Source organism: Halotalea alkalilenta DSM 17697, assembly GCF_000621205.1.
Lineage (GTDB): Bacteria > Pseudomonadota > Gammaproteobacteria > Pseudomonadales > Halomonadaceae > Halotalea > Halotalea alkalilenta.
Genome location: NZ_KK211227.1, coordinates 245,416 through 268,869, shown reverse-complemented (window position 1 = coordinate 268,869; position 23,454 = coordinate 245,416). Strand labels below are relative to the sequence as shown.

General features: G+C 63.7%; 24 protein-coding genes and 1 tRNA gene. 12 read left to right on the top strand and 13 right to left on the bottom strand.

What is annotated here, in order from left to right:
• From Q376_RS22485 to fliF, 3 genes are read right to left on the bottom strand one after another with little or no spacing between them, the layout of a single operon-like run.
• Positions 1–675 (bottom strand): flagellar assembly protein FliH, encoded by a 675-nt coding sequence (locus Q376_RS22485; RefSeq protein ID WP_052365190.1) that lies wholly within the window; start codon positions 673–675, stop codon positions 1–3.
• Positions 668–1,681 carry a flagellar motor switch protein FliG gene (fliG, locus tag Q376_RS0112405; protein WP_027350580.1) on the bottom strand — a complete coding sequence of 338 codons (1,014 nt, stop codon included), beginning with the start codon at positions 1,679–1,681 and terminating at the stop codon, positions 668–670. The genes Q376_RS22485 and fliG overlap by 8 nt, the downstream gene beginning before the upstream one ends.
• Positions 1,662–3,350: a flagellar basal-body MS-ring/collar protein FliF gene (gene fliF / locus Q376_RS0112400; RefSeq protein WP_043447686.1), complete on the bottom strand. Its 1,689-nt coding sequence runs from the start codon at positions 3,348–3,350 to the stop codon at positions 1,662–1,664. Before fliF ends, fliG begins: the two co-directional genes overlap by 20 nt.
• Positions 3,351–3,727: 377 nt before the next feature.
• Here fliF and fliE point away from each other — a divergent pair, with 377 nt between their 5' ends.
• Entirely contained in the window at positions 3,728–4,066 is a 339-nt protein-coding gene (gene fliE / locus Q376_RS0112395) for a flagellar hook-basal body complex protein FliE (RefSeq protein ID WP_027350578.1), read from the top strand.
• 81 nt (positions 4,067–4,147) lie between these two features.
• A complete protein-coding gene (locus Q376_RS0112390; RefSeq protein WP_027350577.1) occupies positions 4,148–5,116 on the top strand; it encodes an Rpn family recombination-promoting nuclease/putative transposase in 969 nt (322 codons plus the stop codon).
• Between the two features lie 620 nt (positions 5,117–5,736).
• Here the strand turns inward: Q376_RS0112390 and Q376_RS0112380 are convergent.
• Both Q376_RS0112380 and Q376_RS0112375 read right to left on the bottom strand, forming a co-directional pair.
• Positions 5,737–6,117, bottom strand: coding sequence for a flagellar protein FlaG (locus tag Q376_RS0112380; protein WP_027350576.1), 381 nt, complete (start codon positions 6,115–6,117; stop codon positions 5,737–5,739).
• 108 nt (positions 6,118–6,225) lie between these two features.
• Positions 6,226–7,044, bottom strand: coding sequence for a flagellin N-terminal helical domain-containing protein (locus Q376_RS0112375; protein ID WP_027350575.1), 819 nt, complete (start codon positions 7,042–7,044; stop codon positions 6,226–6,228).
• 330 nt (positions 7,045–7,374) lie between these two features.
• On the opposite strand from Q376_RS0112375, the gene Q376_RS0112370 reads away from it, so the two are divergent.
• Positions 7,375–8,082: an RNA polymerase sigma factor FliA gene (locus tag Q376_RS0112370; protein WP_027350574.1), complete on the top strand. Its 708-nt coding sequence runs from the start codon at positions 7,375–7,377 to the stop codon at positions 8,080–8,082.
• 39 nt (positions 8,083–8,121) lie between these two features.
• On the opposite strand, the gene Q376_RS0112365 is transcribed toward Q376_RS0112370, so the two are convergent.
• From Q376_RS0112365 to Q376_RS0112340, 6 genes are all read right to left on the bottom strand, one after another.
• Entirely contained in the window at positions 8,122–8,454 is a 333-nt protein-coding gene (locus Q376_RS0112365; RefSeq protein WP_027350573.1) for a helix-turn-helix domain-containing protein, read from the bottom strand.
• A complete protein-coding gene (locus Q376_RS0112360; protein WP_027350572.1) occupies positions 8,451–8,795 on the bottom strand; it encodes a type II toxin-antitoxin system RelE/ParE family toxin in 345 nt (114 codons plus the stop codon). The genes Q376_RS0112365 and Q376_RS0112360 overlap by 4 nt, the downstream gene beginning before the upstream one ends.
• A 167-nt stretch (positions 8,796–8,962) precedes the next feature.
• Positions 8,963–10,663, bottom strand: coding sequence for a methyl-accepting chemotaxis protein (locus Q376_RS25540; RefSeq protein ID WP_027350571.1), 1,701 nt, complete (start codon positions 10,661–10,663; stop codon positions 8,963–8,965).
• A 69-nt stretch (positions 10,664–10,732) separates the two neighbouring features.
• Positions 10,733–12,265 (bottom strand): succinyl-CoA:acetate CoA-transferase ScpC, encoded by a 1,533-nt coding sequence (gene scpC, locus Q376_RS22480; RefSeq protein ID WP_052365188.1) that lies wholly within the window; start codon positions 12,263–12,265, stop codon positions 10,733–10,735.
• 304 nt (positions 12,266–12,569) lie between these two features.
• A complete protein-coding gene (locus Q376_RS0112345; RefSeq protein ID WP_027350570.1) occupies positions 12,570–13,073 on the bottom strand; it encodes a transcriptional activator RfaH in 504 nt (167 codons plus the stop codon).
• A gap of 185 nt (positions 13,074–13,258) precedes the next feature.
• Positions 13,259–14,860: a TerC family protein gene (locus Q376_RS0112340; RefSeq protein ID WP_027350569.1), complete on the bottom strand. Its 1,602-nt coding sequence runs from the start codon at positions 14,858–14,860 to the stop codon at positions 13,259–13,261.
• Positions 14,861–15,223: 363 nt separating this feature from the next.
• Between Q376_RS0112340 and Q376_RS0112335 the strand changes: the two genes are divergently transcribed.
• The 3 genes from Q376_RS0112335 to Q376_RS0112320 all read left to right on the top strand — a co-directional run bounded on the left by Q376_RS0112335 (position 15,224) and on the right by Q376_RS0112320 (position 17,383).
• The gene (locus Q376_RS0112335; protein ID WP_211266663.1) at positions 15,224–16,222 is read left to right on the top strand and encodes an adenosine deaminase; all 999 of its coding nucleotides are present in this window, start codon (positions 15,224–15,226) and stop codon (positions 16,220–16,222) included.
• Positions 16,223–16,660: 438 nt separating this feature from the next.
• A complete protein-coding gene (locus tag Q376_RS0112325; protein WP_027350567.1) occupies positions 16,661–16,882 on the top strand; it encodes a hypothetical protein in 222 nt (73 codons plus the stop codon).
• A 141-nt stretch (positions 16,883–17,023) separates the two neighbouring features.
• Complete coding sequence (locus Q376_RS0112320) at positions 17,024–17,383, top strand: hypothetical protein (RefSeq protein ID WP_027350566.1); 360 nt, start codon at positions 17,024–17,026, stop codon at positions 17,381–17,383.
• On the opposite strand, the gene Q376_RS0112315 is transcribed toward Q376_RS0112320, so the two are convergent.
• The gene (locus Q376_RS0112315) at positions 17,368–17,859 is read right to left on the bottom strand and encodes a MarR family winged helix-turn-helix transcriptional regulator (protein WP_027350565.1); all 492 of its coding nucleotides are present in this window, start codon (positions 17,857–17,859) and stop codon (positions 17,368–17,370) included. The two genes, Q376_RS0112320 and Q376_RS0112315, sit on opposite strands and share 16 nt — an antisense overlap.
• A gap of 136 nt (positions 17,860–17,995) precedes the next feature.
• Between Q376_RS0112315 and Q376_RS0112310 the strand changes: the two genes are divergently transcribed.
• Both Q376_RS0112310 and Q376_RS0112305 read left to right on the top strand, forming a co-directional pair.
• A tRNA-Gly gene (locus Q376_RS0112310) sits at positions 17,996–18,071 on the top strand.
• 239 nt (positions 18,072–18,310) lie between these two features.
• A complete protein-coding gene (locus tag Q376_RS0112305) occupies positions 18,311–20,236 on the top strand; it encodes a tyrosine-type recombinase/integrase (protein ID WP_027350564.1) in 1,926 nt (641 codons plus the stop codon).
• Between the two features lie 27 nt (positions 20,237–20,263).
• Here the strand turns inward: Q376_RS0112305 and Q376_RS0112300 are convergent, their stop codons facing one another.
• Positions 20,264–20,887, bottom strand: a complete 624-nt coding sequence (locus Q376_RS0112300) for a LysR family substrate-binding domain-containing protein (protein ID WP_027350563.1) — start codon at positions 20,885–20,887, stop codon at positions 20,264–20,266.
• 89 nt (positions 20,888–20,976) lie between these two features.
• Between Q376_RS0112300 and Q376_RS0112295 the strand changes: the two genes are divergently transcribed.
• Genes Q376_RS0112295 through Q376_RS0112280 form a run of 4 tightly spaced genes read left to right on the top strand, consistent with a single transcriptional unit; the run spans position 20,977 to position 23,452 of the window.
• Positions 20,977–21,291, top strand: a complete 315-nt coding sequence (locus Q376_RS0112295; protein WP_425402430.1) for a helix-turn-helix domain-containing protein — start codon at positions 20,977–20,979, stop codon at positions 21,289–21,291.
• Positions 21,292–21,312: 21 nt separating this feature from the next.
• Positions 21,313–21,861, top strand: coding sequence for an Rrf2 family transcriptional regulator (locus Q376_RS0112290; RefSeq protein ID WP_342665975.1), 549 nt, complete (start codon positions 21,313–21,315; stop codon positions 21,859–21,861).
• Positions 21,858–22,781 (top strand): NAD(P)/FAD-dependent oxidoreductase, encoded by a 924-nt coding sequence (locus Q376_RS0112285; RefSeq protein ID WP_006489015.1) that lies wholly within the window; start codon positions 21,858–21,860, stop codon positions 22,779–22,781. The genes Q376_RS0112290 and Q376_RS0112285 overlap by 4 nt, the downstream gene beginning before the upstream one ends.
• Positions 22,778–23,452, top strand: coding sequence for a class I SAM-dependent methyltransferase (locus Q376_RS0112280; RefSeq protein WP_027350560.1), 675 nt, complete (start codon positions 22,778–22,780; stop codon positions 23,450–23,452). Before Q376_RS0112285 ends, Q376_RS0112280 begins: the two co-directional genes overlap by 4 nt.
• Positions 23,453–23,454 lie beyond the last annotated feature (2 nt).

The window sequence follows — 23,454 nt, the reverse complement described above, 5'->3', positions numbered from 1 at the left end:
TCAGTGCGCCTTGTGGCCGACGGCTAGGCGCAGTCGCTCCCAGCGGTCGCTGCGGCTGGCGTCGATCACCTGGTACATGCTTTCGAGCTGGCAGTCGCCGCGTTCGAGCGCGGGGTTGGCGCGCAGCTGCCAGCCCGCCGCACGCAGCTCGGCGTCGAGGCGTGTCTCGACCAGCGCCAGGTCCTCGGGATGAAGCAGCAGCGTCGGTGGGGCGTTGGACTCGAACGGCTCTTCGAGCAGCGCCTGGACATCATCGACGATGTATTCGGGTGCGAGCCGCAGTGCGTCTCCGGCGAGCACTCGACCGACCTCCAGCGCAAGCTCCGTGGTGGCGCGAGCGATGGTGTCGTTCTCCTCGCGCAGCGCGGCTTCGAAGCGGCGTGCCAGTTCGGCGAGCGGTGCCACCAGGGTGTCCAGGCGCTGTTCCAGGCCCTCGAGCCCGGCTCGCTGCGCGGCCTCGAATCCTTCCCGCTGCCCCTGCTTGAAGCCCTCTTCGCGTCCCTGCTCGAAACCCTGGGCGCAGGCTTGCTCCTTGGCCTGTTCGAACAGTGCGCGGCTGATCTCCGCCTCGGCGTTGCGCTTGGTACGCGCCGGTGCGATGTCCGCGGGCGCTGGCCGGGTGGAGCCGAGGTCGTGGAGCCGCCAGGGGCGCCAGTGGCGAGGTTGGTCAGACATAGTCCTCCTCGCTGTGGCCGAGGTTGATTTCGCCCCTTTCGGCGAGTCGGCGGGCCAGCTGGGTGATCGCCTTCTGCTCGGCCTCGACCAGGGTGACCCGGATCGGGCCGCGCATCTGGATGTCGTCGCGGAGGATCTCGGCGGCGCGGTTCGACATGAACGAGAAGAAGTGCTCGCGCAGCGCCTCGTCGGTTCCCTTGAGCGCGATCGCCAGCGAGTTGCTGTCGACTTCCTGAATGATCCGCTGGATCGCTTGTCCGTCGAGGTCGATCAGGTTGTCGAACACGAACATCTGGTCGACGATCTGCTGGGCCAGCTCCTCGTCGTAGGCGCGTACCCGGGAGATCACCTGCTCCTCGAAGGAGCTGCTCATCAGGTTGAGGATCTCGGCCGCTGGACGTACGCCGCCGAGCTTGTCGCGCTTGACCTGCTTGCCGCTGAGCATGCCGCCTAGCACCTGGTCGAGCTCGGCGAGTGCGGCGGGCTGGACGCCGCCGAAGGTGGCGATGCGCAGCAGGATGTCGCTGCGCTGGTCGTCGTCGAGCAGGTTGAGCACGTTGGCGGCGTGGCCGCGCTCGAGATGGACGATGATGGTGGCGATGATCTGCGGATGCTCGTCGCGGATCAGCTCGGCGATCACCTTCGCTTCCATGCCGTTGAGCGAGTCGAGCCCGGTGCTGTTGCTGGCCTCGAGAATGTCCGAGAGCAGCTCGGTGGCGCGATCCTCGCCGAGGGTCTTGGTCAGGATGCCCTTGAGGTGCTCGGTCGAGTCGATGTTGATCGCGCTGAACTGGTCGAGCTCGTCGTCGAAGTCGTTCATCACCTCGGTGACGCGCTCGTTGGAGAGCGGGCCGAGGCTGGCCATCGCGCGGCTCAAGCGCTGCACGTCATGCATGTTGAGGTGCTTGAACACATGGACCGCGGTCTCTTCCTCGAGCGCCAGCATCAGAATCGCGCTGCGCTCGAGCCCGGCGGTGAGGTTGAACTCAACGTTGGCGCTGGTCATCTTCGTTCATCCATCCCTTGAGAATCATCGCGATCAGGCGGGGATCCTTGCGTGCCTGTTCTCGGACCCGTTGGATCCGCTGTTCGTCCTGGCGCTTGCGGGCCAGCTGGTTGCGCTGCTCATTGGCCTGCGCCTGCTGTTCGGCTTCCACGCGGCTAGCGGTCTGTACCGCCTCGCTTTCGGCCTCGGCGACCATGCGCGCTCGCTCCTCGCGCTCGACGCGCTGGCGGTTGACGGCCGGGCGGACCAGCCGTCGCCACAGCAGCCAGGCAACCAGGGCGATCGCGAGGTAGCGGGCATATTCCAGCGCCAGCTCGATCAGGCGCGGGTCTTGCCACCAGTTCGATTCGGCCACGACGTTGATCGATTCGCTGAATGGGGTGTTGACCACTTCGAGGCTATCGCCGCGGCTTTCCGAGAACCCCATCGTCTCGCGTACCAAGCGGCTGATCCGCTCCAGCGCCTCGGCGTCGAGCGGCTGGGCCACGCCTTCCTCGTCCGCGCGATAATTGACCGCCACCGCGACGGAGAGCCGGTTGATCGCCCCGCGCGCTTCCCTGACATGGCGCACCGTGCGGTTGAGCTCGTAGTTGACCGTTTCACCGCGCTGCATCGAGGAAGGGCCGCGGTTGGTTTCTTCCTGCTCGTCGCCCTCGGCCTGCTCGCCCTGCTGGGCGTTGATCGTCTGCGGCTGTGATTCGGGGGCCTGGTTGGAGAGCGCGCCGGGCACGCCGCCGATGCCATTGGCGCCGAGCTGCTCGGCATCGTTGGACTGGCGGCTGCGGATCGCGGTCGACTGCGGATCCGCGTTGGGGTCGTAGTGTTCCTGGGTGTGCTCGGCGCTCGAATAGTCGATGTCGGCGGTGACCGTGGTAAGCACGTTGTCGCGGCCGACCAGGGCGCCGATCAAGGCTTCGATCCGCTTGCGCAGCCGCTCCTCGACCTCCTGGGTGTATTTGAGCCGGGCGTCGTCCGCGCCGGCGTCGCCGAGGCCGCTTCTGGTCAGCAGGTTGCCGTTCTGGTCCACCACGCTGATGCCATCGATCGGCATTTCGGAGACGCTGCTCGACACCAGATGAGTGACCGCGGCGACCTGGGAAGTATCCAGCGCCCTGCCCGGATGGAGTTCGACCACGACCGATGCGCTTGGCGTGCGGCGATCGCGGACGAACACCGTCGGCTGGGGGATCGCCAGATGGACGCGTGCCGAGGCGACGGGGCCGAGCGTCTCGATCGAGCGGGCGAGCTCGCCTTCGAGCGCACGCTGGTAGTTGACGTGCTCGGTGAACTGGCTGACCCCGAACGGCTGGGCATCCATCAGCTCGAAGCCCACCGCACCGCCCTTCGGCAGCCCGAGGCCTGCGAGCGTCAGCCGGGTACGGTCGATCTGTTCCGCGGGAATCAGCACCGTGGAGCCGCCGGCGGAGAATCGGTAGGGAATCTGCATCTGCTCTAGCTGAGCGACGATGGCGCCGCCGTCGCGGTCGCTCAGGTTGGAGTAGAGCGGCTTGTAGTCGGGCGAGCGTGCCCACAGCAGCAGTACGACGAGAATCGCGAGGGACGCAGCGATGGCGACCGCCACGCCGATCAGTGGCGCTGTGCGCAGCTTGGCCAGCGCCTCTTTCAGTCGGGCGGGATCCAGCCCGGTGCGGGCGTTCGCTGAAGTCATGTCTGGCGCTCGCAAGCGGCGAGGAAGCGAGACGAAGGCTGGTAGCTGATCGAGGTCACCGGGCGGGACGTCCTTGGCACGAAGCACCCGCTGCGATCGCGGTGCATTGGGTGTAACGGTGTGTAAATACAGATGTCACCCATTATTGGCCCCGGGCCGGCGTAGCAAACCGACGAGTAGGTCGATAAATCGGGCTCATTTACGCCGATCGAACTGACGCACCAGTGGTAGCCTGCGATCGACATCCTCGTCTCGTCGCATCCGCCTGAGCTTGATCCGGTGGCATGCCCGGTACTTGGGGACGAGTTTCCTTCCAGGTTCTCTTCGATGGATCGGTGATCGATCGTTGCTTGAGCCTCGCTTCAATGAGAGATGCCATGACCGTTGCCTCTGGCGCCCTTGCCAGTGCCCTGCAGGCGCTGGAGACCACTGCCGCCCAAGCTGCCGGCGGCGTAACCCGCATGCCCCGGGCCGAAGATGCGAACCGCGACGGGCTCGACTTCGCCGCTTCGCTCAAGCGTTCGATCGATCGCGTCGACGGCATGCGCCAGAGCGCCGAGATCCAATCACAGGCCTACGAGCGTGGCGATCCCGGCGTCTCGCTCAACGATGTGATGATCGACCTGCAAAAGGGCAGTATCGCGTTGAACATGAGCGTCCAGGTGCGTAACCGGCTGGTCAGCGCCTATCGTGAAGTGATGAACATGCAGGTGTGAGGGTTGCTTTTCCCTTTGGGTTGAAGCGTCATCTGAATCTGCCGTTGTGACTTTTGCACATTCACAGCATGGCGACTGAAGATGACTCCAACTCACGACTATGGCTATCGGTTGCTTTTCGGCCATCGACGGATGATGCGTGACCTGATCGTCGGCTTCATCGACGAGCCCTGGGTTCGCGAGTTCGATCTCTCGACCCTGGAAAGGGTGAACGCGGTCTATGTCAGTGGCGATTGGCGCAAGCGCGAAGGTGATGTGGTCTGGCGATTGAAGTGGGGCGGCGATTGGCTCTACGTCTATCTATTGCTCGAGTTTCAAAGCAGCATCGACCGTTTCATGGCGCTGCGGATGATGGTCTATCTCGGCCTGCTCTATCAGGACCTCATCGCTCAGAAAGCCCTGACCCAGCAGAGCATGTTGCCGCCGGTACTGCCGATCGTGCTTTACAATGGCGAGGCTCGCTGGAGCGCGCCTCGCGATGTCACCGAGCTCATCCAGTCCATTCCCGATGGGTTCGAGCGCTATCTGCCCAAACTGCATTATCTGCTGCTCGACGAGGGTGATATCGCCCTCGACCGAGCCTGGTCGGAGGAGAGCCGTAATCTCGCTGCGGCGCTCTTTCGCCTCGAGCAACACCCCGACATCGATGAACTGCTTTCATTGTTGAGCTTGCTGGTAGACTGGCTGCAAGGTCAGGAACAAGCGCAGCTGCGCCGTCATTTCGTTGGCTGGATCAAGCGTGTACTGCTGCCGCAGTGGGTTCCCGCCGACGAGTTGCAGGATTGGACCACTCTGGATGAACTCAGCGAGGTGCAAGGTATGTTGACCGAACGGGCGAAGAAATGGCCGCAGCGGTGGCTGGAAGAAGGGTTGGAGAAAGGGTTGAAACAGGGCTTCGCCAAAGGAAGAGAGCAGGGGCGTGAGAGTGCGCTTATTGCCACCGCGCTCAGCATGATCAGTCGAACCGAGATGGATGATGCGACCATCGCCGATTTGGTGGGCCTACCGGCCGAGCGGGTGCGGGCACTGCGTGAGCAGCGCAGGGGTTGAATCCGACGGGGGAGTCGTTGGTGTCCTTCGACTCGCTTCGCTCGCTCAGGGCGCTCGGAAACACCTCGTCTCGAACCACGGCCTTGGCGCCGCCGCTCGATCCCTCGACTGGCGTTCCCAACTGTCGCGATGAGCCGGCACCTTGGTGAGTAGGAACGCCGCTCGGGACGAACGGGTAGGTGTGTGCCGAGCCCTGGGTCCGGAAAACCTCATTTGAGCCCTTCGATGCGCTTCGCTTACTCGGGATGCTCGGATAGCCGGCGAGGACCCTTCGGCTCGCTGCGCTCGCTCAGGGTGCTCGGAAACATCTCGAGTCGAACCATGGCCATACCACCGTCGCCGGATTCCTCGACTGGCGCCCCATTGCCGAGCCGGTACCCGGCCTTAGCGCGTATCGGCGCCGCTCGGGACGAACGGGTGTATCCGTCCGTTCGTGGTGAGCCGGGCCTTCGTCGACTTGGGCAATCTCGCAAGACACCATGGAGGCCCGTGTCGAACCACGGCCTCACCACCGCCGCTCGATCCCTTGACTGGCGTTCCCGGCTGTTGCGCTGAATCGGTGCTTTGGCGCATGGGAACGCCGCTTGGGAAGAGCTGAGGGGGGGGGCGTTAGTGGAGAATTAAGCCCACTCGTCCAGCAGGCTGCCGGGGGTGACACTGCCGGTTTCTAGGCGGGTTGCGATCCTGAGCATTTCTTCGGAGGGGATCTGGCGGATCAGTTCGCCGCTGCTGCGATCGACCACTTTGATGATCAGCCGGTCGCTGCCTTCGTCTATTTCGAAGGTCACGCCGAGGTCGGCGAACGCTTGCTGGGCGACTTCCAGTGCGTTCAACGGGGCTTGCGGTTCCATCTCCCGCTCCACGTCGGGCGATGTCCGTTCGGCTTGAGGCGCCTCGACCTTGAGTGAAGCAGCGGTGATGAGGTCTGTCGCGGCCTGGAGGGCGGCGCTGGGAAGTTGGGTCGACTGCGGTGGAATCGGTGGAATCGGTGGAAGGGTCATGCAACGCTCCTTGATCTAGTTATCAAGCGTCATGCTCAAGCGGGATTCGAACCTTGGGGATGAAAAAAGGGCGCCGCGGCGCCCTTTTCGTTGCCTGCTCTCGCTCGCTTACTGCAGCAGGGACAGGACGTTCTGCGGGCGCTGGTTGGCCTGCGCCAGTACCGAAGTGCCTGCCTGCTGGAGGATGTTGGCGGTGGTCATGTTCGACACTTCGGTAGCGTAGTCGGCATCGGCGATCTGCGAACGGGCTGCCGAGAGGTTGGTCGAAAGCGCTGAGTTGCCGTCGATCGCCGATTCCAGGCGGTTTTGCTGCGCACCGAGGACGCCGCGCGCGCTGTCGATGGTGTTCAGCGCAGCGTCGAGTGTCGCGAGTTGCGTGGAGGCATCACCACCTTCTTCGACGGCGAAGCCCGTCAATCCCAGGGTCTCGAGTGAGGTGTCCTGCAGTGTCAGTTCGATAGTCTGGCCATCGTTGGCGCCGACCTGGATGGTGACGCTTGTGTTGGTACCATCCAGCAGACTGATCCCGTTGAACTGGGTCTGTTCGGTGAGGCGGGTGATCTCCTCGAGGCGCTGGGTGACTTCGGATTGGATCGAGGTACGGTCATCCTCGGTCAGCGTACCGTTGCTAGCCTGGACGGTCAGTTCACGGATGCGCTGGATGTTGTCCTGCACCTGGCCGAGGGTGGAGTCGGCGGTCTGCGCCATCGACAGGCCGTCGTTGGCGTTGCGGTTGGCCTGGTTGAGGCCGGTGATCTGGGCGCTCAGGCGGTTGGCGATGCCGAGGCCGGCGGCGTCGTCCTTGGCGCCGTTGATCCGCTGGCCCGAGGAGAGACGCTCGATCGCGGTGTTCAGCTGGTTTTGCGATTTGCTGAGGTTGTTCTGCGTCATCAGCGACAGAGTGTTGGTGGAGATGACTTGTGCCATGGCTCTATGTCCTTGAATGCTTGGGCCCTTGAGGGCGCGGGCTTTGGGTCTTCGGCGCTGCTCGCCGTCGCATAGTGGTTATCGACGTGGATCGACTTTGCTTTAGGAAAATTGCGCATTCTTTGCGCGGCGGGTGTCGATCCTGGGCTGCGTCATCGTTCGGTCAGGAGGGTAAAAGCGCGGTTTTTCCGGCGATGGCGGGGGCGTCATCGGGATGACAATGGGCAGAGTGCTCGCTTTGGAGGTTTCAATGCCCGCGGGCACGGGAGCACAGAATTGTCATCATCCGCGGGCGTCTGCCCGCTTCGCTGGAGGTCTCGAGAAGTGGCGATCTACACCGCGAAGGGGCGGCTGGAGCGCGCCGCTCTGATCGAACGCTACCTGCCCATGGTGCGCCGCCAGGCGCTGTCACTTTCCGTGCGGCTACCCCCGAGCGTCGAGCTCGAGGATTTGATCCAGTCCGGGATGATCGGGCTGCTCGATGCGCTCGAGCGTTTCGATCCGAGCCAGGGCACCAGTTTTCCCACCTATGCCTCCCAGCGCGTGCACGGCGCGATGGTCGATGAGCTGCGCTCGCGCGATTGGCTGCCGCGCAGTGTGCGCCGGGGCTATCGCGAGGTCGAGCGAGCGATGCGCGAGCTCGAGCAGCGTCACGGCCGCGCGGCGAGCGAGCGGGAGATCGCCGAGTATCTCGATATGTCGCTCGAGGCCTATCGCCAGCTGATCGGCGAGGTCAACGATGGGCTGTTCTCGACCTTCACCGAAAGCGGTGAGGACGATCAACCCGCCAGCAGGGTCGATGAGGAGCTGGCGCCCTTCGTCGCGCCGGACCAGGCCTGCCTCGATGCCGAGCAGCGCAAGCGTTTGCTCGATGCGATCGAGATGCTGCCGGAGCGCGAGAGGATGCTGCTAGCGCTTTACTACCAGGAGCAGTTGAACCTCAAGGAGGTCGGCGCGGTGCTCGGCGTCACCGAGTCCAGGGTCAGCCAGCTGCATTCCCAGGCGGTCGCTCGACTGCGGGTGAAGCTTCGCTGGTAGCCGGGCTGTGATCTTTGCGCGAGCGCGTGGTTGCCTGTGTCACCCTATCGCCAGCCGGACCGGCTTGCCAACCCGGCTCAGCATCTCCACCAGCGCGTCGATGGTGAATTTCTCGGTTTTCTTGTTCACCACATCGGACACACGCGGGCGCGATACCCTCATGATCTTCGCGGCCTCGGCCTGCTTCAGGTGATGCTGCGTAATCCATTCGGCCAGCGCCGACATCAGTTGCTCTTTGAGCCGCCGCGTGTCGTTGATCTGCTGGCGAGAAGCGGCTTGTAGCCGGGTGGCTTCCTCGGCCGGGAACCCCAGCTCGAGGAACAGGTTTACGCCGGGTCCGGTGACACGGCGAATTTCGGTGTCGATCTTCATGGCCTGCCTCTTCTCGCGTTGACCACAGCACGATAACGCACCATGGCGATGTCCCTGTCCCGCTTGCTGGTCGCCTGTGTCTTCTTCTGGAAGCAGTGCAGGACGTACACGGCTTCTTCGAATTTGGCGACGTACATCACCCGGAATATGCCGCTGGTGTCTCTTATGCGGATTTCCCGCGTCCCGATACCCACGTCATCGAACGGCTTCCAGTCCTCCGGCTCCAGGCCCGCCTGTACATTGCTCAACTGAAAACCGGCATCCCTGCGCGGCTCTTCGGGGAACTTCAGCAGATCGTCGTAGGCGGACCCGACCCAGCGGATCTCCTTCTCATGCAGCATACGTTAGCCTAGTATAAAATTTTATACGGGCGTGCGCCAGGCGTAAAGCCTGATGCCGCTCCCTGGCGTGGCCGCTGAAAGCGTTTTCTTGCTCATAATGCTCGCCGCCTGGCGGGCGCAAAAAAGCCCGCACGCTGGCGGGCTGGAAGCGTTCGTTTGTGCGGGGGTCAGAACTCGGTCCACTCTTCGATCGACTCGCTCTTCGATGCCGCCCGTTTGTCGCCCACCGGTGTTTTGAGCGCCGGTACATGGGTCGCCGATGGCGGTTTGGAAGAGGGGCGGGGCAGCGACGGCGCTTGTCCGGTATCGCGGACATGTTCGTCACCCAGGCGGAAGCGCTCTACGGTCTCGGCAAGCTCGGCGGCCTGGTGTTCGAGGGAGGAGGCGGCGGCGGCGGCTTGTTCGACCAGCGCGGCGTTCTGCTGGGTCACGCTGTCCATCTCGCTGACCGCTTGGTTGACCTGTTCGATGCCGTCGCTCTGCTCCTTGGAGGCGGAGGCGATCTCACTGACCAGCTGGTTGACCTCGCGAATGCCGTCGACCACTTCTTGCATGGTCTTGCCTGCGCTCAGCGCAATCTGGCTGCCGGCGTCGATCTTGCCGCTGACGTTCTCGATCAGGTTCTTGATCTCGCCGGCCGCTTCGGCCGAGCGGGTGGCGAGGTTGCGTACTTCGCCGGCTACCACGGCGAAGCCGCGACCGTGCTCGCCGGCACGCGCCGCTTCCACCGAGGCGTTGAGGGCGAGGATGTTGGTCTGGAAGGCGATACCGTCGATCATCGCGATGATCGATGAGATCTGGCCTGCGGTGCTCGAGATGTCCTCCATCCCACCGACCACTTGCTTCATCTCTTCGCCGCCGCGCTCGGCGACGCCGGTGGCGCGATTGGCAAGGCTACGGGCCTGCTCGGCATTGGCGGCGTTCTGGCGCACGGTGGAGGTCATCTGCTCCATGCTCGAGGCGGTCTCCTCGAGCGAGGCGGCCTGCTGCTCGGTGCGGCTCGAGAGATCGGTGTTGCCTTGGGCGATTTCTCGCGCGCCGTGGTGGATCGACTGCGCGCCCACGCGGACTTGGGAGACGTTGTCCTTCAGCATGTCCTGCATCTTGCCGAGCGCGGCATAGAGCTGGCCGATCTCGTTGCGTCCCAGTGTCTCGATCGGCCTCGAGAGATCACCCTGGGCGATACGTTCGAAGTGCGACTGGGCGTGGACGAGCGGGGTGACCACGCTGCGGCGCAGCATCAGGAAGGTGACGACGCAAAGCACCAGCGAGAAGAGCAGGCAGGCTGCCATCACCAGGGTGTTGCGCAGGTTGGTTTGGTCGGTGGCTGCTTCGACTTCGGCCGCGCGCTGAGTGCGAAAGTCCAGGATCGCTTGGATCGCTTGGTTGAAATCGGCGTTGGGTTGCACCGCATTGAGCGTCAGTGCGTTCAACCCATCGACGTCCGAGCGGCGCGCGTAGTTGAGCGTCGGTTCGATGATGTTGGCCACGTAGCCGGCGAAAGCGGCGCCCAGCTGCTGGTCGATGGTTTCAACGACGCTGGAGGTGCCTTCGCGGGTGAGGTAGGCATCGAACGATTGCTGCACCTCCGCGAGCAGTTGCTCCGCGCTCTGGAGCGCCTGGCGTTGCTGGGCGAGATCACCGCTTCGACCGGCGATGGCTGCGCGAATCGACGTCAGCCGGACCTGGCGCAGCTGGCTGTAGGCATTGACCATGCTTTCGGGCAGTTGCGCCTGGCGGGCGGTGTCCTCCCGCAGCTTGTCCATCGAGGAGAAACTCAGCATGGAGATGCTGATCACCAGCACGAAGAGCGCGAAGCTCACCGACAGCGCTATGCCGAGCTGAAGAGTCAAACGGAGGTTTTTCATGGGACGCCCGATGATCCAGGAATGTGTATTCCGATAGATCGACCGGGCGCCCGAAAACTTGACCTTTTTCTACTTTTCGTCGATGAAATCCGGCTTTCGGCCAGCACTGCTGAAGGCGCGCATGCTGCCATCGCGCTCCAGCGCCTGGTGCCAGGCAAGCGCCTCTTCCAGGCAGTGCGGGGTCTGTCCGCCGCGGGCGCAGGCGCGCTCGAAGTAGTCGTGCAGCGCATCGCGATAGAGCGGGTCGGCGCAGTTCTCGATCAGAAGCGGCGCACGCTCGCGCGGAGCAAGGCCACGCAGGTCGGCGAGGCCGTGCTCGGTGACGATGATGTCGACATCGTGCTCGCAATGATCGACGTGGCTTGCGAACGGCACCAGGCTCGAGATGTCGCCGTTTTTGGCCAGGGCCTTGGTGATGAAGATCGAGAGCTGGCCATTGCGGGCGAAGTCACCCGAGCCGCCGATGCCGTTCATCATCCGGGTGGCGCAGACGTGGGTCGAGTTGACGTTGCCGTAGATGTCGATCTCGAGCGCGGTGTTGACCGCGATCACCCCGAGCCGGCGCACCACGCCGGGGTGGTTGGAGAGCTCCTGCGGGCGCAGTACCAGGCGATCACGATAGGCGTCCAGGTTGGCCCAGACCCGTGCGCCGCACTCCTCGGTGAGGGTGATCGAGCTGCCGGAGGCGAAGCTCATCTTGCCGCTGTCGAGCAGGGCGAAGGTGCTGTCCTGCAGTACCTCGGAATACATCGTCAGGCCCTCGAACGGCGCCGAGAGCAGCCCTTCCATCACTGCGTTGGCCATCGTGCCGATGCCGGCCTGGAGCGGCAGCAGGGAGTTGGAGAGGCGCCCTTGGGCCACTTCGGAGACGAAGAACTCGATCAGGTGGTCGGCGATGCGCTGGGTGTCGGGATCGGCGGGCTTGCAGTTCGACGGGCTGTCGTGGCCGTCGGTGAGCACGATGGCGGCGATCTTGGCCGGGTCGATCGGGATGTAGGGCAGGCCGATCCGGCTGTTAGGTGCGGTGATCGGGATCGGGGTGCGTTTGGGCCGCATCTGCGGGATGTAGATGTCGTGGAGCCCTTCGAGCGCCGTGGGTGAGTTGAGGTTGAGCTCGATGATCACGCGCTCGGCGAGGATCGCGAAGCTCGCTGAGTTGCCGACCGACGCGGTTGGCACGATGCCGCCTTCCTCGGTGATGGCGCAGGCTTCGATCACCGCGATGTCGAGGTTGCCGAGCTGCTTGTTGCGCAGCAGTTCGACGGTTTCTGAGAGGTGCTGGTCGATGAACATCACCTCGCCGCGGTTGATCGCCCGGCGCAGCGTGGTATCGACCTGGAACGGCATCCGTCGAGCGAGCACGCCGGCTTCGGTCAGCTTGGCGTCGATGTCGTTGCCGAGCGATGCGCCGGTCATCAGGGTGATCGAAAGCGGCGTCGAGCGCGCCCGCTCGGCAAGCGCCAGGGGGACCGCCTTGGCCTCTCCTGCGCGGGTGAAGCCGCTCATCCCGACGATCATGCCGTCATCGATCAGTTCGGCTGCCTGCGCGGCGCTCATCAACTTGTTGCGCCAACCCGGTAGCCGGCAGCGTTGCTCGCTCATCAATCGTCTCCAATCGTTACTCGTCTATGGCGCGGTCTCGGGACGCCTTGCAAGGTCCGTTACATCCTCGGCCCGCGGTAAATCTCCGGTGGCGGGCCCAGCATTCGCCGAAGTATTCCGGGCCTCGTTGCACTCGGGATGAGCCGGTCTTGCAAGCATCCTCACCATTGGCCGCGCTGGGCACCGTGGCGGTACGGTCGTTGCGCCGCTAACACCATGGTCTAAATAGATACTCTATGATCATCGGCCCATGGTGTAGAGGACCGAGCTTAATTATTTGCGTACGTCGCCGTCCGCCGGGGCGCTAGAGCGCGCTCGGGTCGTTGAGCGCTTCGATCAGGTTGAGCAGGGCGATCACTCGCTCCTCGCCGCTTCGTTTGTCGAGGATCAGCGCCAGCGGTGAATGCTCGGCGGGGTCGAGCGGGGCAAGCCTTGGGCGCAGGGAGACGTAGTGGTTGACCGGGTCGTCCTCGCGGCGCTCGGCGTGGGACTTGAGCATCTCGATCAGTTCGTCCGGCACCGGCGTCGGTTCGAGCCCGAAGCTCACCAGCCGCAGCACGCCGCGGGTCGAGCGGATCGGGCGCCAGTTGCTGTCGACGCGGTTGAGGCGGATGAACAGGTAGTAGGGGAACAGCGGCTCGACGCGACGGGGAGCACGCCCACCGCGCGGGGATGGATTGCTCACCAAGGGATGGAATATCTCGAACTCCTGACGGGCAAGGTTCTCCGCTGCGCGGATCGACTCGCCTCCCTTGCACTGGATCGCGTACCAGCGAAAAGCGTCCAGGTCTTGCGTATCGCGTGTCATGCTCGACGTCCTTGCTTCCATGTCTACGCGGCCCGATGACCGGCGATTCCCGCGCCTGCGCTGACGCGCTGCCAGCTTCGGTGCCGAATGAGAGGCGCAGATTAACATGTATGCCTGTGAGAGAAAGTGCGAAAGCCCCGAAACGCAGGCGCTTCGGGGCTTTCGTTGGTGTCGCTCGGGCAGGCTCAGTGGGCGGGCTGCTCGTGCTCCTCATTGGCCTCTTCGCGTATCAGCCGCACGCGCTTGATCCGATGGCGTTCGACGTCGCTGACCTCCAGGCGCCAGCCCTCGACGCTGGTCACCGCGCCGATGTAGGGCAGCGACTCGAGGCGGTCGAGCACCAGGCCTGCGAGGGTGGTGTAGTCGCGCCCGGTCGGTAGCGGGACCGGCAGGTACTGGTTGATGTCGTGGATGTCCTCGCTGGCATCGACGTCGTAGCAGTCGGGTGACACCTCGGTGACCGCCGGCGTGGTCGCTTCGCCCGGTTCCGGCAGCTCGCCGGCGATCTCCTCGAGGATGTCGGTGGTAGTGGCGATCCCGGTCAGGGTGCCGAACTCATCGACCACGAAGGCGAAGCTCTTGCCGGAGGCGCGGAAGTGTTCCACTGCGTCGATCACCGACACGTTCTCCAGCAGTACCAGCGGCTGCTCGATCATCTCGCGCAGGTCATACGGTTTTTCACCCGCCAGCAGCGGCGCCAACAGTCGCTTCTTGCTGATCACCCCGAGCGGCTCGTCGGTGTGTCCGTCCTCGATCGCGACCAGCCAGGAGTGCCGGCTGTTGGCCAGCGTCTCGAGCTGTTTCTCCAGCGGGTCGAGCACATCCAAGGTCTCGAGATCGCGGCGCAGGGTGATGATCGCCTCGATCGGCTTGTCGGCGAGCGAGAGCACCCCCATGACCATGCGGCGCTCGTTGGCGTCGAACAGCGCCACCGGTTCGTCGCTCTTGCTGGCCTGCTCCGAGTGCGAATTGAAGGCGCTGTTGGTGTGCACCGACAGATCGCTTCCGCCGATCAGCCGCATCACCGCTTCGGTGGTGCGGGCACGGCGGCCGCCGCGCCAGGACTGATCGGACTTCGAGCTGCGCCGACGCAGCTCCTGGAGCATCTCGATCAAAAGCGAGAAGACGATCGCGCCGTACAGGTAGCCCTTCGGAATATGGATGCCGAGGCCTTCGCAGACCAGGCTGAAGCCGATCATCAGCAGGAAGCCGAGGCAGAGCAGGATCACCGTCGGATGCTTGCTGACGAAGACGGTCAGCGGCTTGCTGGCGACCAGCATCACCGCGACCGCGATCACCACTGCGATCATCATCACTTCGATGTGCTGGACCATGCCGACCGCGGTGATCACCGAGTCGATCGAGAACACCGCGTCGAGCACGACGATCTGCATCACCACTACGCCGAAGCTCGAATAGACGACGCCCTTGCCACTGGCGCGGTGACTCGCCGGCGAGATGTGTTCGTGCAGTTCGCTGGTCGCCTTGTAGATCAGGAACAAGCCGCCAACGATCAGGATCAGGTCGCGTACGCTGACCTCGAGATCCGCGATGCTGAACAGCGGCTGGGTCATGCCCATCAGCCAGGAGATGCTGGCGAGCAGTCCCAGGCGCATCAAAAGCGCCAGCGACAGGCCGATCACCCTCGCGCGGTCGCGCTGCTCCGGGGGCAGTTTGTCGGCGAGGATGGCGATGAACACCAGGTTGTCGATGCCGAGCACCAGTTCGAGCAGGATCAGCGTCAGCAGTCCGGCCCAGACGGTGGGATCCATCAGCCACTCAAACATGGTGTGCCTCCATGGAGGAGGAGCGCGAAGTGCGGATAGTGGGGAGAGCGTTCGGCGCCTGGGTCGCGCACATGGGAGAAGTCGGGGCGAGGCTCATCGTTGAGCGTCTACAGGGCCCGTCTGTGGATGCGTTCAAGCAGGGTGTTCCATGTGATTGGGAAGTTGTCAGTCTATGGACTTCTGCAACACTTGACCAGTGGATGAGAAGCAAATCCACCGGTGCGCTGAAGTGCCTGCCAATATTTTGTATATTAAGGAAAAATTGCAATATCCGGCATGCCGGTCGCGCGCCTCGCTCGCCGTCGTCGCGGGTCGGTGATAGTGTCCGCGCTACCCTTATCATCGATGGATTGGAGTCCCTTCATGGAAGAGTTCATTCGTGGCTTGCCGAAGGTCGAACTGCACCTGCACATAGAAGGCGCGCTCGAGCCCGAACTGATCTTCGCTCTCGCTGAGCGCAACGGTATGGCGCTCGACTTTCCCGATGTGGCCGCGCTCAAGAGCGCTTACGCCTTCTCCGATCTGCAGTCGTTCCTCGATCTCTACTACAGCAACATGCAGGTGCTGCTCACCGAAGAGGACTTCTTCGACCTGACACTGAGCTACTTCGCCCGCGTCGCCCGCGACAATGTGATGCACTGCGAGCTGTTTTTCGACCCGCAGGCGCATCTCGCCCGCGGCGTACCGATCGCGATCCAGCTCGCCGGTATCGAGCGAGGCTGCCAGGAGGCGCTGCGACGGTTCGGGATCACCAGTCACGTGATCCTGAGTTTCCTGCGCGACATGAGCGAGGCGTCCGCCCTCGAGACCCTCGAGGTGGCGCTGGCCCATCGGCATCGCTTCATCGGCGTCGGGCTCGACTCCGCCGAACGTGACCATCCGCCGGAGAAGTTCGCGCGCGCCTTCGCCAGGGCGCGGCAGGAGGGCTTGAGGCTGGTCGCCCACGCAGGAGAGGAAGGGCCGCACCACTTCATCAGCACCGCGCTCGATGAGCTCGGGGTCGAGCGGATCGATCACGGGGTACGCTGCGTCGAATCTCCCGCGCTGATGGCGCTGCTCGCCGAACGTGGCACGCCGCTCACGGTCTGCCCGCTGTCCAACCTGTATCTGAAGGTGTTCGCGGAGATGAGCGAGCATTCGCTGCCGCGGATGCTCGAAGCGGGTATCAAGGTGACGCTCAATTCGGACGATCCCGCTTACTTCGGCGGCTACATGAACGACAATTTCCTCGCCGTCCAGGAGGCATTCGGCTTCGGGCGTGATACCTGGGTCGAGCTGAGCCGCAATGCGATCGAGGCGAGCTTTGCGGCGCCCACGCGCAAGCAAGAGATGCACGACGCCCTCTCGCGCTACCTGGGCTGAACGAGAGGTGCGGGTGAACCTGGATGGGCGAACCCATATAAAGAAGCGGCCGGCATCGTCTGATGTCGGCCGCTTCCAAGGGAAATTGTTTTTGTGAAGATTCGGTCAGTCTTTATAAAGGCCGTCTACATGGCTGCCTGAAAGCAGCGTGGCCGCGAACAGGGTGGCGAGCAGGCTGGCTGCGGCAAAGGTGAGCAACGTTGCGATCAACATGGGTTCATCCTCCACGCACGGGAATGAATGTGTGCGTTTGTCGAAGCGAAGTATCGATGTTACGGAATTGTGTCGCCATACGCTTTTAGTCAGCAAAGACCAAAGTATCGTTCCGCTCGCGCGTGCCATTGTGTTGACGAAACGTATCCGTTGGTGAGCGCTCCGGGCGTTCGGCATGCATGATGCTTAAGCTATCGATGAACTTCGACCGAGGAGGGTGTGACCGTGAACCAGTCCGGATGGTATCTCATCGCTTACAGCTACTTCGGCCAACCAGGAGAGGAGGTGATGGCGCTGCTGCGCGCTCCCGATGGCGGGGAGTCCAGCGTCGCGGTGCCATGCGAGGGCGAAAGCTACACCGAATGGAGCGAGGAGGAGATCCTCTCCCGCGCGCTGATGGCGATGCACAGTGAGAGCGCCTTGCAGCGGCGCAGTGCACCAGGCTGAATCGCCACCGTAGCCGGCGTCCACGCCCGCGTGGTAGCTTGGGATGGACCGAACCCGGGGGGTCGAACGATGTTCGATCCTTCGTCTCGACCTGAAACTCGGGCCATGTTCGCCCGGGCGCGCCACCCAAGAGAAACCCGCATGTACAAGCGCTTGGCCTTTGCCGCTACCTTTTCCGTCTGCCTCGCCACTCCCGCCCTTGCCGACCAGCTGATCGACGAATACTTCTCCTCGATGCAGTTCGTCGTCGATACCGCCAACCAGTTAGGCGAGCCCTGCGTCGATTCGCTTGCCGGCGACAGCGGTGAATCCACCCCTCAGTGCCGCTCCTTCGAACAGGCCTACGCCATCGTGCTCGACGAGAGCGACCGGCTCAACCAGGGCATGCGCGATGCCCAGCGCGGCTTGCCGGCCAACGATCCGCGCTTGGCCAAGCTCCAGGCCGACACGGAGCGTCTCAACGGTTACATGGACGAATATCATCGCTATCTCGGCGATTGAGCCGGATGAGCGTTGCCGAGGGACGCCGCCGCCGGCCGCGATGAGCGTCGGTCGGTGCTTTGCCAAATGATCTCGGTGGCTCGCGCGAGGAGTTCGTTGAGCTCGTCGAATTCCTCCTGCGAGAGACTGTCGCTCAGGCGCTCGACCAGCTGGTCGTAGCCGCGCAGGCACTGCTGCTTGATCGCATCTCCCTTGTCGCTGAGCGAGTAAAGGCGCGAGCGGGAATCCGACTCAGAGGGTTCGACCTCCACCCAGCCGTGCTCAGCGAGCTTGCCGAGCATTTCACTGGCCGACGATTTGGACACGCCCAGTTGATGAGCGATGTCGGTGAGCCGACTGCTGCCCAGATTGGCGATGCAGCGCAGGTAGTCCGCCTCGGCGAAGGTGAACTGATCCGCCCAGTCGTGCTTGAAATTGCGGCGCCAATGACGCCAGAGATAGCTGTCCAGGAGCTCGAGGGAGTCGCCCAAGTCCATATGTTCGGAATCCTTACTAACGGACTAATACTTTAGTCTAATTATGGTGAGGGCAGCAAGCGCTATACAACCTTGTTTCAGCACGTTATAGTGTTGCCCGCATTTCGCCCCAAGGGGCCGGTTCCCACCGAAAAAAGCGGGCATAGCTCAGTTGGTAGAGCGTCAGCTTCCCAAGCTGAATGTCGAGGGTTCGAGTCCCTTTGCCCGCTCCACTTCAACTTTCCATGGTGTTCCAGGGACGTCCATGGAGTGTTGCAAGTCATTGTCACGGTTCGATTTTTTAAGAATCTTCGATCCAGTGACGTCCAGCGAAATCCACTGACAGCCGGTCAAAACCGGTACATTAGGTGGTACATCGCAATGCGGAGCTTCCCAGTTCCGCATTGTTGCTGGGGGAGCCGGGGCCCGATGGGAAACATGGCACTCAACTCGCTTTCAAGGAGTTGGGATCATGCTTTCGGACCTCACGGTTCGCCAGGCCAAGGCGACCGGCAAACCGTACACCCTGGCCGACACAGACGGCCTTTCCCTCTTTGTTTCAGCCACCGGTGCAAAGGCGTGGCACTTCCGCTTCTCGTGGGGCGGCAAGCGCGACCGCATGTCCTTCGGCACGTATCCAGCGCTCTCGCTGAAGGACGCCCGTGCGCTTCGCGATGAAGCCCGCTCGCTGCTCGCCAAGGGCGTCAATCCGCACAGCGAACGCAAGCGCAGGCGGCACGCGATCGTCCTGGCCGGCGAGCACACCTTCATGGCCGTCTACGAGCAATGGCTGGCCCATCGCCGGCTCTCGCTGGAGGAAGGACGGCAGACCAGCCTTGAACAGATCGGGCGCGTCTTCAAGAAAGACGTGTTCCCCTCGCTGCGGCACCTGACCATCTACGAGATCACCCGCGCACACCTGCTGGACATCATCGGCAAGGTGGAAAAGCGCGGCTCGCTGTCGGTGGCCGAGAAGCTGAGGACCTGGTTCACCCAGTTGTTCACCTACGCCACGGTGGCGATTCCCAACATGGGCGATAACCCGTCCAGGGACCTGGAAGTGGTCGCGCTGCCATTGCCGCCGGTCGAACACAACCCGTTCCTGCGCATGCACGAGCTGCCAGTCATGCTGCAGACACTGCGCAAGTACCGCGGGCGCCTGAACACGCAGTTGGGCTTGCGGCTGTTGATGCTCACCGGTGTGCGTACCGGCGAGCTTCGCTTCGCCACGCCCGATCAGTTCGACCTCGACCGGGGCCTGTGGATCATCCCGGTGGCCAGGCTCAAGCAGCGCAAGCTGCTCACCAGGAAGAAGCGCAAGCGTCTCATCGACATCCCGCCCTACATCGTGCCGCTGTCGGTGCAGGCGCAGGAGATCGTTCGCCACCTGCTCGACAACTTCAAGCCGGCCCAGGTCTACCTGATCCCGGGCGACTGGTGCCTCAAGCATCCCGTTAGCGAGAACACGTTTAACGGGGCGCTCAAGCGCATGGGCTACGAGGACCAGCTGACCGGCCACGGCATCCGTGCCACGATCTCGACGGCGCTGAACGAACTCGGGTACCCGAAGAAATGGGTGGACGCCCAGCTCTCGCATGCCGACCCGGACAGGATCAGCGCGACCTACAACCATGCCGAATACGTCGAGCAGCGCCGCGTCATGATGCAGGACTGGGCCGATCGCCTGGACCTGTTCGAGCAGAACCAGGTCGAGGTTGCCAGCCGGCATCTGACCATCACGCTCCAGGGCCTGCCGACCATCGCCGGCCAGGCGGCCGCGCAGCCGCCGGTGGTCGACCTCTCCGCGCCGCAACTGATCGTGACCGCGCCGGCGCCCGGCCAACCCGAAGCGCCGGCATCGGTGCAGCGGTTGTCGGCCGTGCGCATGCCCGAGTACGCACGGCCGCGCCTGTCGGAGGTGCAGCGCGAACGCCAGCAAGTGCTGGAGACCTTCGAGGCGCCGCACAACCTCTCAGTGGCGGACTACGCCAGGCTCGCGGGCAAGTCGCGCCGCTGGATCACCTACGAGATCCAGGCCGGCAACCTGCTGTCGATCCACATGGGGCATCGCGGGCAGCGCGTGCCGGACTGGCAGCTCGATCCGCTCAAGCGCAGGCTGGTCCAGTCCGTGCTGAAGCAACTGCCACCGGGCATCGACACCTGGGACATCTACCACGCACTCCTGCGCTCGTACGAGGCGCTCGGGACACGGCCGGCCATCGAAGCCGTCAACCCAACGAACCTGCACCTTGCCGCGCGGCTGGTGGCCGCACAGTGCACGCAGGCAAGCGAGCCGGTCGTGACGACCGAGTTCCCTGAGCCGGTCCGGCAAAGCGTGCAGCGGCTGGTGCGCGAAGCCGTCGCTGCCGATGCCGCCGAAGCGACGCCCGGAGATTGATCAAGCCAGGGTCGCGCCGAAGTTCGGTCAGGCGCTTGCCTGGAGCGCTTGGAAAAACGGCTCCAGGTGGGTGCTGTCCGTACTTCGACGGCTCAGGAAGTACGTGGTGAGCGTCAGCGCGCCCTCTTGCAAGGGACGCTGGACAACGCCAAGGGAACGATGACCATCGATGCGGGCGGCGGGTGCGAGGCAGACGCCGTAGCCGGCGGCCACCAAGGTCATCATCAACCCGAACGATGTGGCCGTCGTGACGGCCGAGGGAATGACGCCGGCCGCCGTCAGCAGTGAGTCGATCTGCCCGCAGTAGCCCACACAGCCGCGCCCATCCAGGGCGATCCAAGGGTGGTCGGCCGCCTGCTCCAGGGACACTGACGCGAAGGCCAGCAAGGGGTGATGGGCCGACACGGCCAATGCCAGCGTGTCGCGCCAGACGGGGCGCACATCGATGCCTTCCGGTGCTGCGGGCGACTGGCAGAGGCCTGCCTCGAAGGCCCCCGCGAGCAGTCCTCGATGCAGATCCACCAGGCGTTCTTCATGAAGGCGAATGGGGTGGTCCGGATGGCGCCGGCGATGTTCCGCCATCGGCACCGACAACCGGGGATAGGCCAGGCAGTCCGACAGGGCAATGTTCAAGGGATCGGGAGCGATCATCGTGTCACCTGCACAACGCCGACACTGGGAAAAACCGGGCGCGACCGGTCGATGAGATAAGTTTAACGTGGTTTAGATTCGCTTTGCGCGTGACGCTTCTGTTGATGCAGAAGCGATCGGTGCAACGCGGGAGACCCGCAGGGACAAGAACCTATGAAAGCGAGCCAGCGCGCGCTTTCGGCGTTGCCGTGCGCGAGGCCCGGTCCGCGCAGGGGCTGGCGCAGGAGGTGCTCGCGGAACAGGCGGGCATCGCCCGGTCGCACATGGGCAAGATCGAGCGCGGCGAGCACATGCCCACGCTGGTGTTGATCCTGCGGATCGCGAAGGGGCTGGGGTGCTCGGCCGCGACGCTGATGGCCGCGACCGAGGCGCAACTGTCCGAGGAAGAGAGCGGCACCGAATAGCCATGCCGTCATGGCGGTGAGGTGTCAACAACGTTCTTGTACGTCAAGGCTGTGACTTGCCAAGTGTTCATTGCCACCTCGCATTTGACACTCGGCCTTTTTCGTAACATCATTTGTTTCATGAAAAGAGACAGCCGCCTCTCGTCTGTCCTGCATGCGCTGCTGCACATGGCCGAGCAGGATGGACCCGTTACCTCGGAAACCTTGGCGCTGTGCCTGGGAACCAACCCGGTCGTCGTTCGACGCACGATGGGATACCTGCGGCAAGCGGGAATCGTCACCTCCGAACGAGGCCACGCAGGAGGATGGCGTATCCACGCCGACCTTGGCAGCGTCACCCTGCGTCAGTTGCACGAAGCCCTGGGCGAGCCGGCGACGTTTGCCATCGGCAACCGCAACGAGACACCGGAGTGTCTGGTCGAGCAGACGGTCAATGCGGCACTCGAAGGCGCGTTTGCCGAAGCCGAGGCGCTGCTGCTCACGCGGTTCTCGGAAATCACCCTTGCCGATCTGGCCTCTGACTTCGCACGCCGGCATGCGGCTTTACGACATTCAAGGAATCAATCATGAATCACGATGTGATCGTCGTCGGCGGAAGCTACTCAGGAATGGCCGCGACCCTGCAACTGGTGCGCGCACGCAGGTCAGTGCTGGTGATCGATGCGGGCCAGCGGCGCAACCGCTTCGCCAGCCATTCACACGGATTTCTCGGTCAGGATGGTGTGCCGCCAGGTGAAATCGCTGCAAACGCACGCCGCCAGCTTCAAGCCTATCCAACGCTGACCTGGCTTGAAGGTCGGGTGGAAGCTGTCGCCGGGCAGGCGGATGAATTCACCGTCACGACGGCTGATGGCGAGTCGCACCTGGGGCGACGCATTCTGTTGGCGACGGGGGTGACCGACCAGCTTCCAGCCATCGACGGGCTCGCGCAACGCTGGGGGAAGACGGTTTTTCACTGCCCGTACTGCCATGGCTATGAACTTGGACAAGGCCGCATCGGCATCGTCGGTGCCAGCCCGATGTCCATCCATCAGGCTGAACTGCTCACGGACTGGGGGGATGTCACCTTGTTCGTCAACGGTGCATTGGAACTCAATGAGGAAATCAGGTCCACTTTGGAACGCCGAGGCGTGGTCATCGAAGAGGCGCGCATCGACAAAATCGAGGGGCATGCCGACGTGACATTGGTGGACGGAAGGCGACTGAGCTTTGCGGGCCTGTTTGTTGCAACGCGAACCGTTCCCTCCGACCCTTTGGCCAGGACAATCGGCTGTGCACTGGAAGAAACGCCCATGGGCATCCAGATCCGCACGGATGCCGAGAGCAAGACCTCGGTGCCTGGGATCTTTGCCTGCGGCGATGTCGCGCGGGCACCGCATTCGGTGTCGCTGGCCGTGGGCAACGGTGCCATGACCGGCGCCCAGATTCACCGATCACTGCTTTGGCCCGAGACGATCGAGCCAGCGCAAGCGGAAGGCCGCGCTCGATGACGTCGTTCTCCGACCCGACGGCTGTATCGGGCTATGCGGAAAGAACCGCGAGGATCGTGCCGGGCCTGCGCGACCTGCACCGGATGGCGGGCGTGCTGCTGGCCGAACGCGCACCGGCCGACGCGCGCATCCTGGTGCTCGGCGCCGGCGGCGGGCTGGAACTGAAGGCCCTCGCTGAAATGCAGCCCGGCTGGCAGTTCGACGGCGTCGATCCCTCCGCAGAGATGCTCGAACTCGCCCGCACGATCCTGGGCCCGATGGCGCCCCACGTGCGCTTGCACGAGGGCTATATCGACAGCGCCCCCAAGGGGCCCTTCGATGGCGCGACCTGCCTGCTGACATTGCATTTCCTGCCGCCAGCCGAGCGCCTGCAGACGCTGCAGCAAATGCACCTGCGACTCAAGCCCGGTGCGCCCCTTATCGTCGCGCATCACAGCTTTCCCGGCGAAGATCCCGGTCGGGACAGATGGCTCTCGCGCAATGCGGCGTTCGCGGCTACTTCCGGCGTACCAGTGCGTCAAGCCGAAGGCAGCATCGCGGCGATCAAGGAACGGCTGCCCGTGCTTTCGCCCGTGCAGGATGTCGATCTGCTCCGCGAGGCTGGATTCGCGGACATCGACCTTTTCTACTGCGCGTTCACCTTCAAGGGTTGGGTCGCCCATCGAGCATGAGG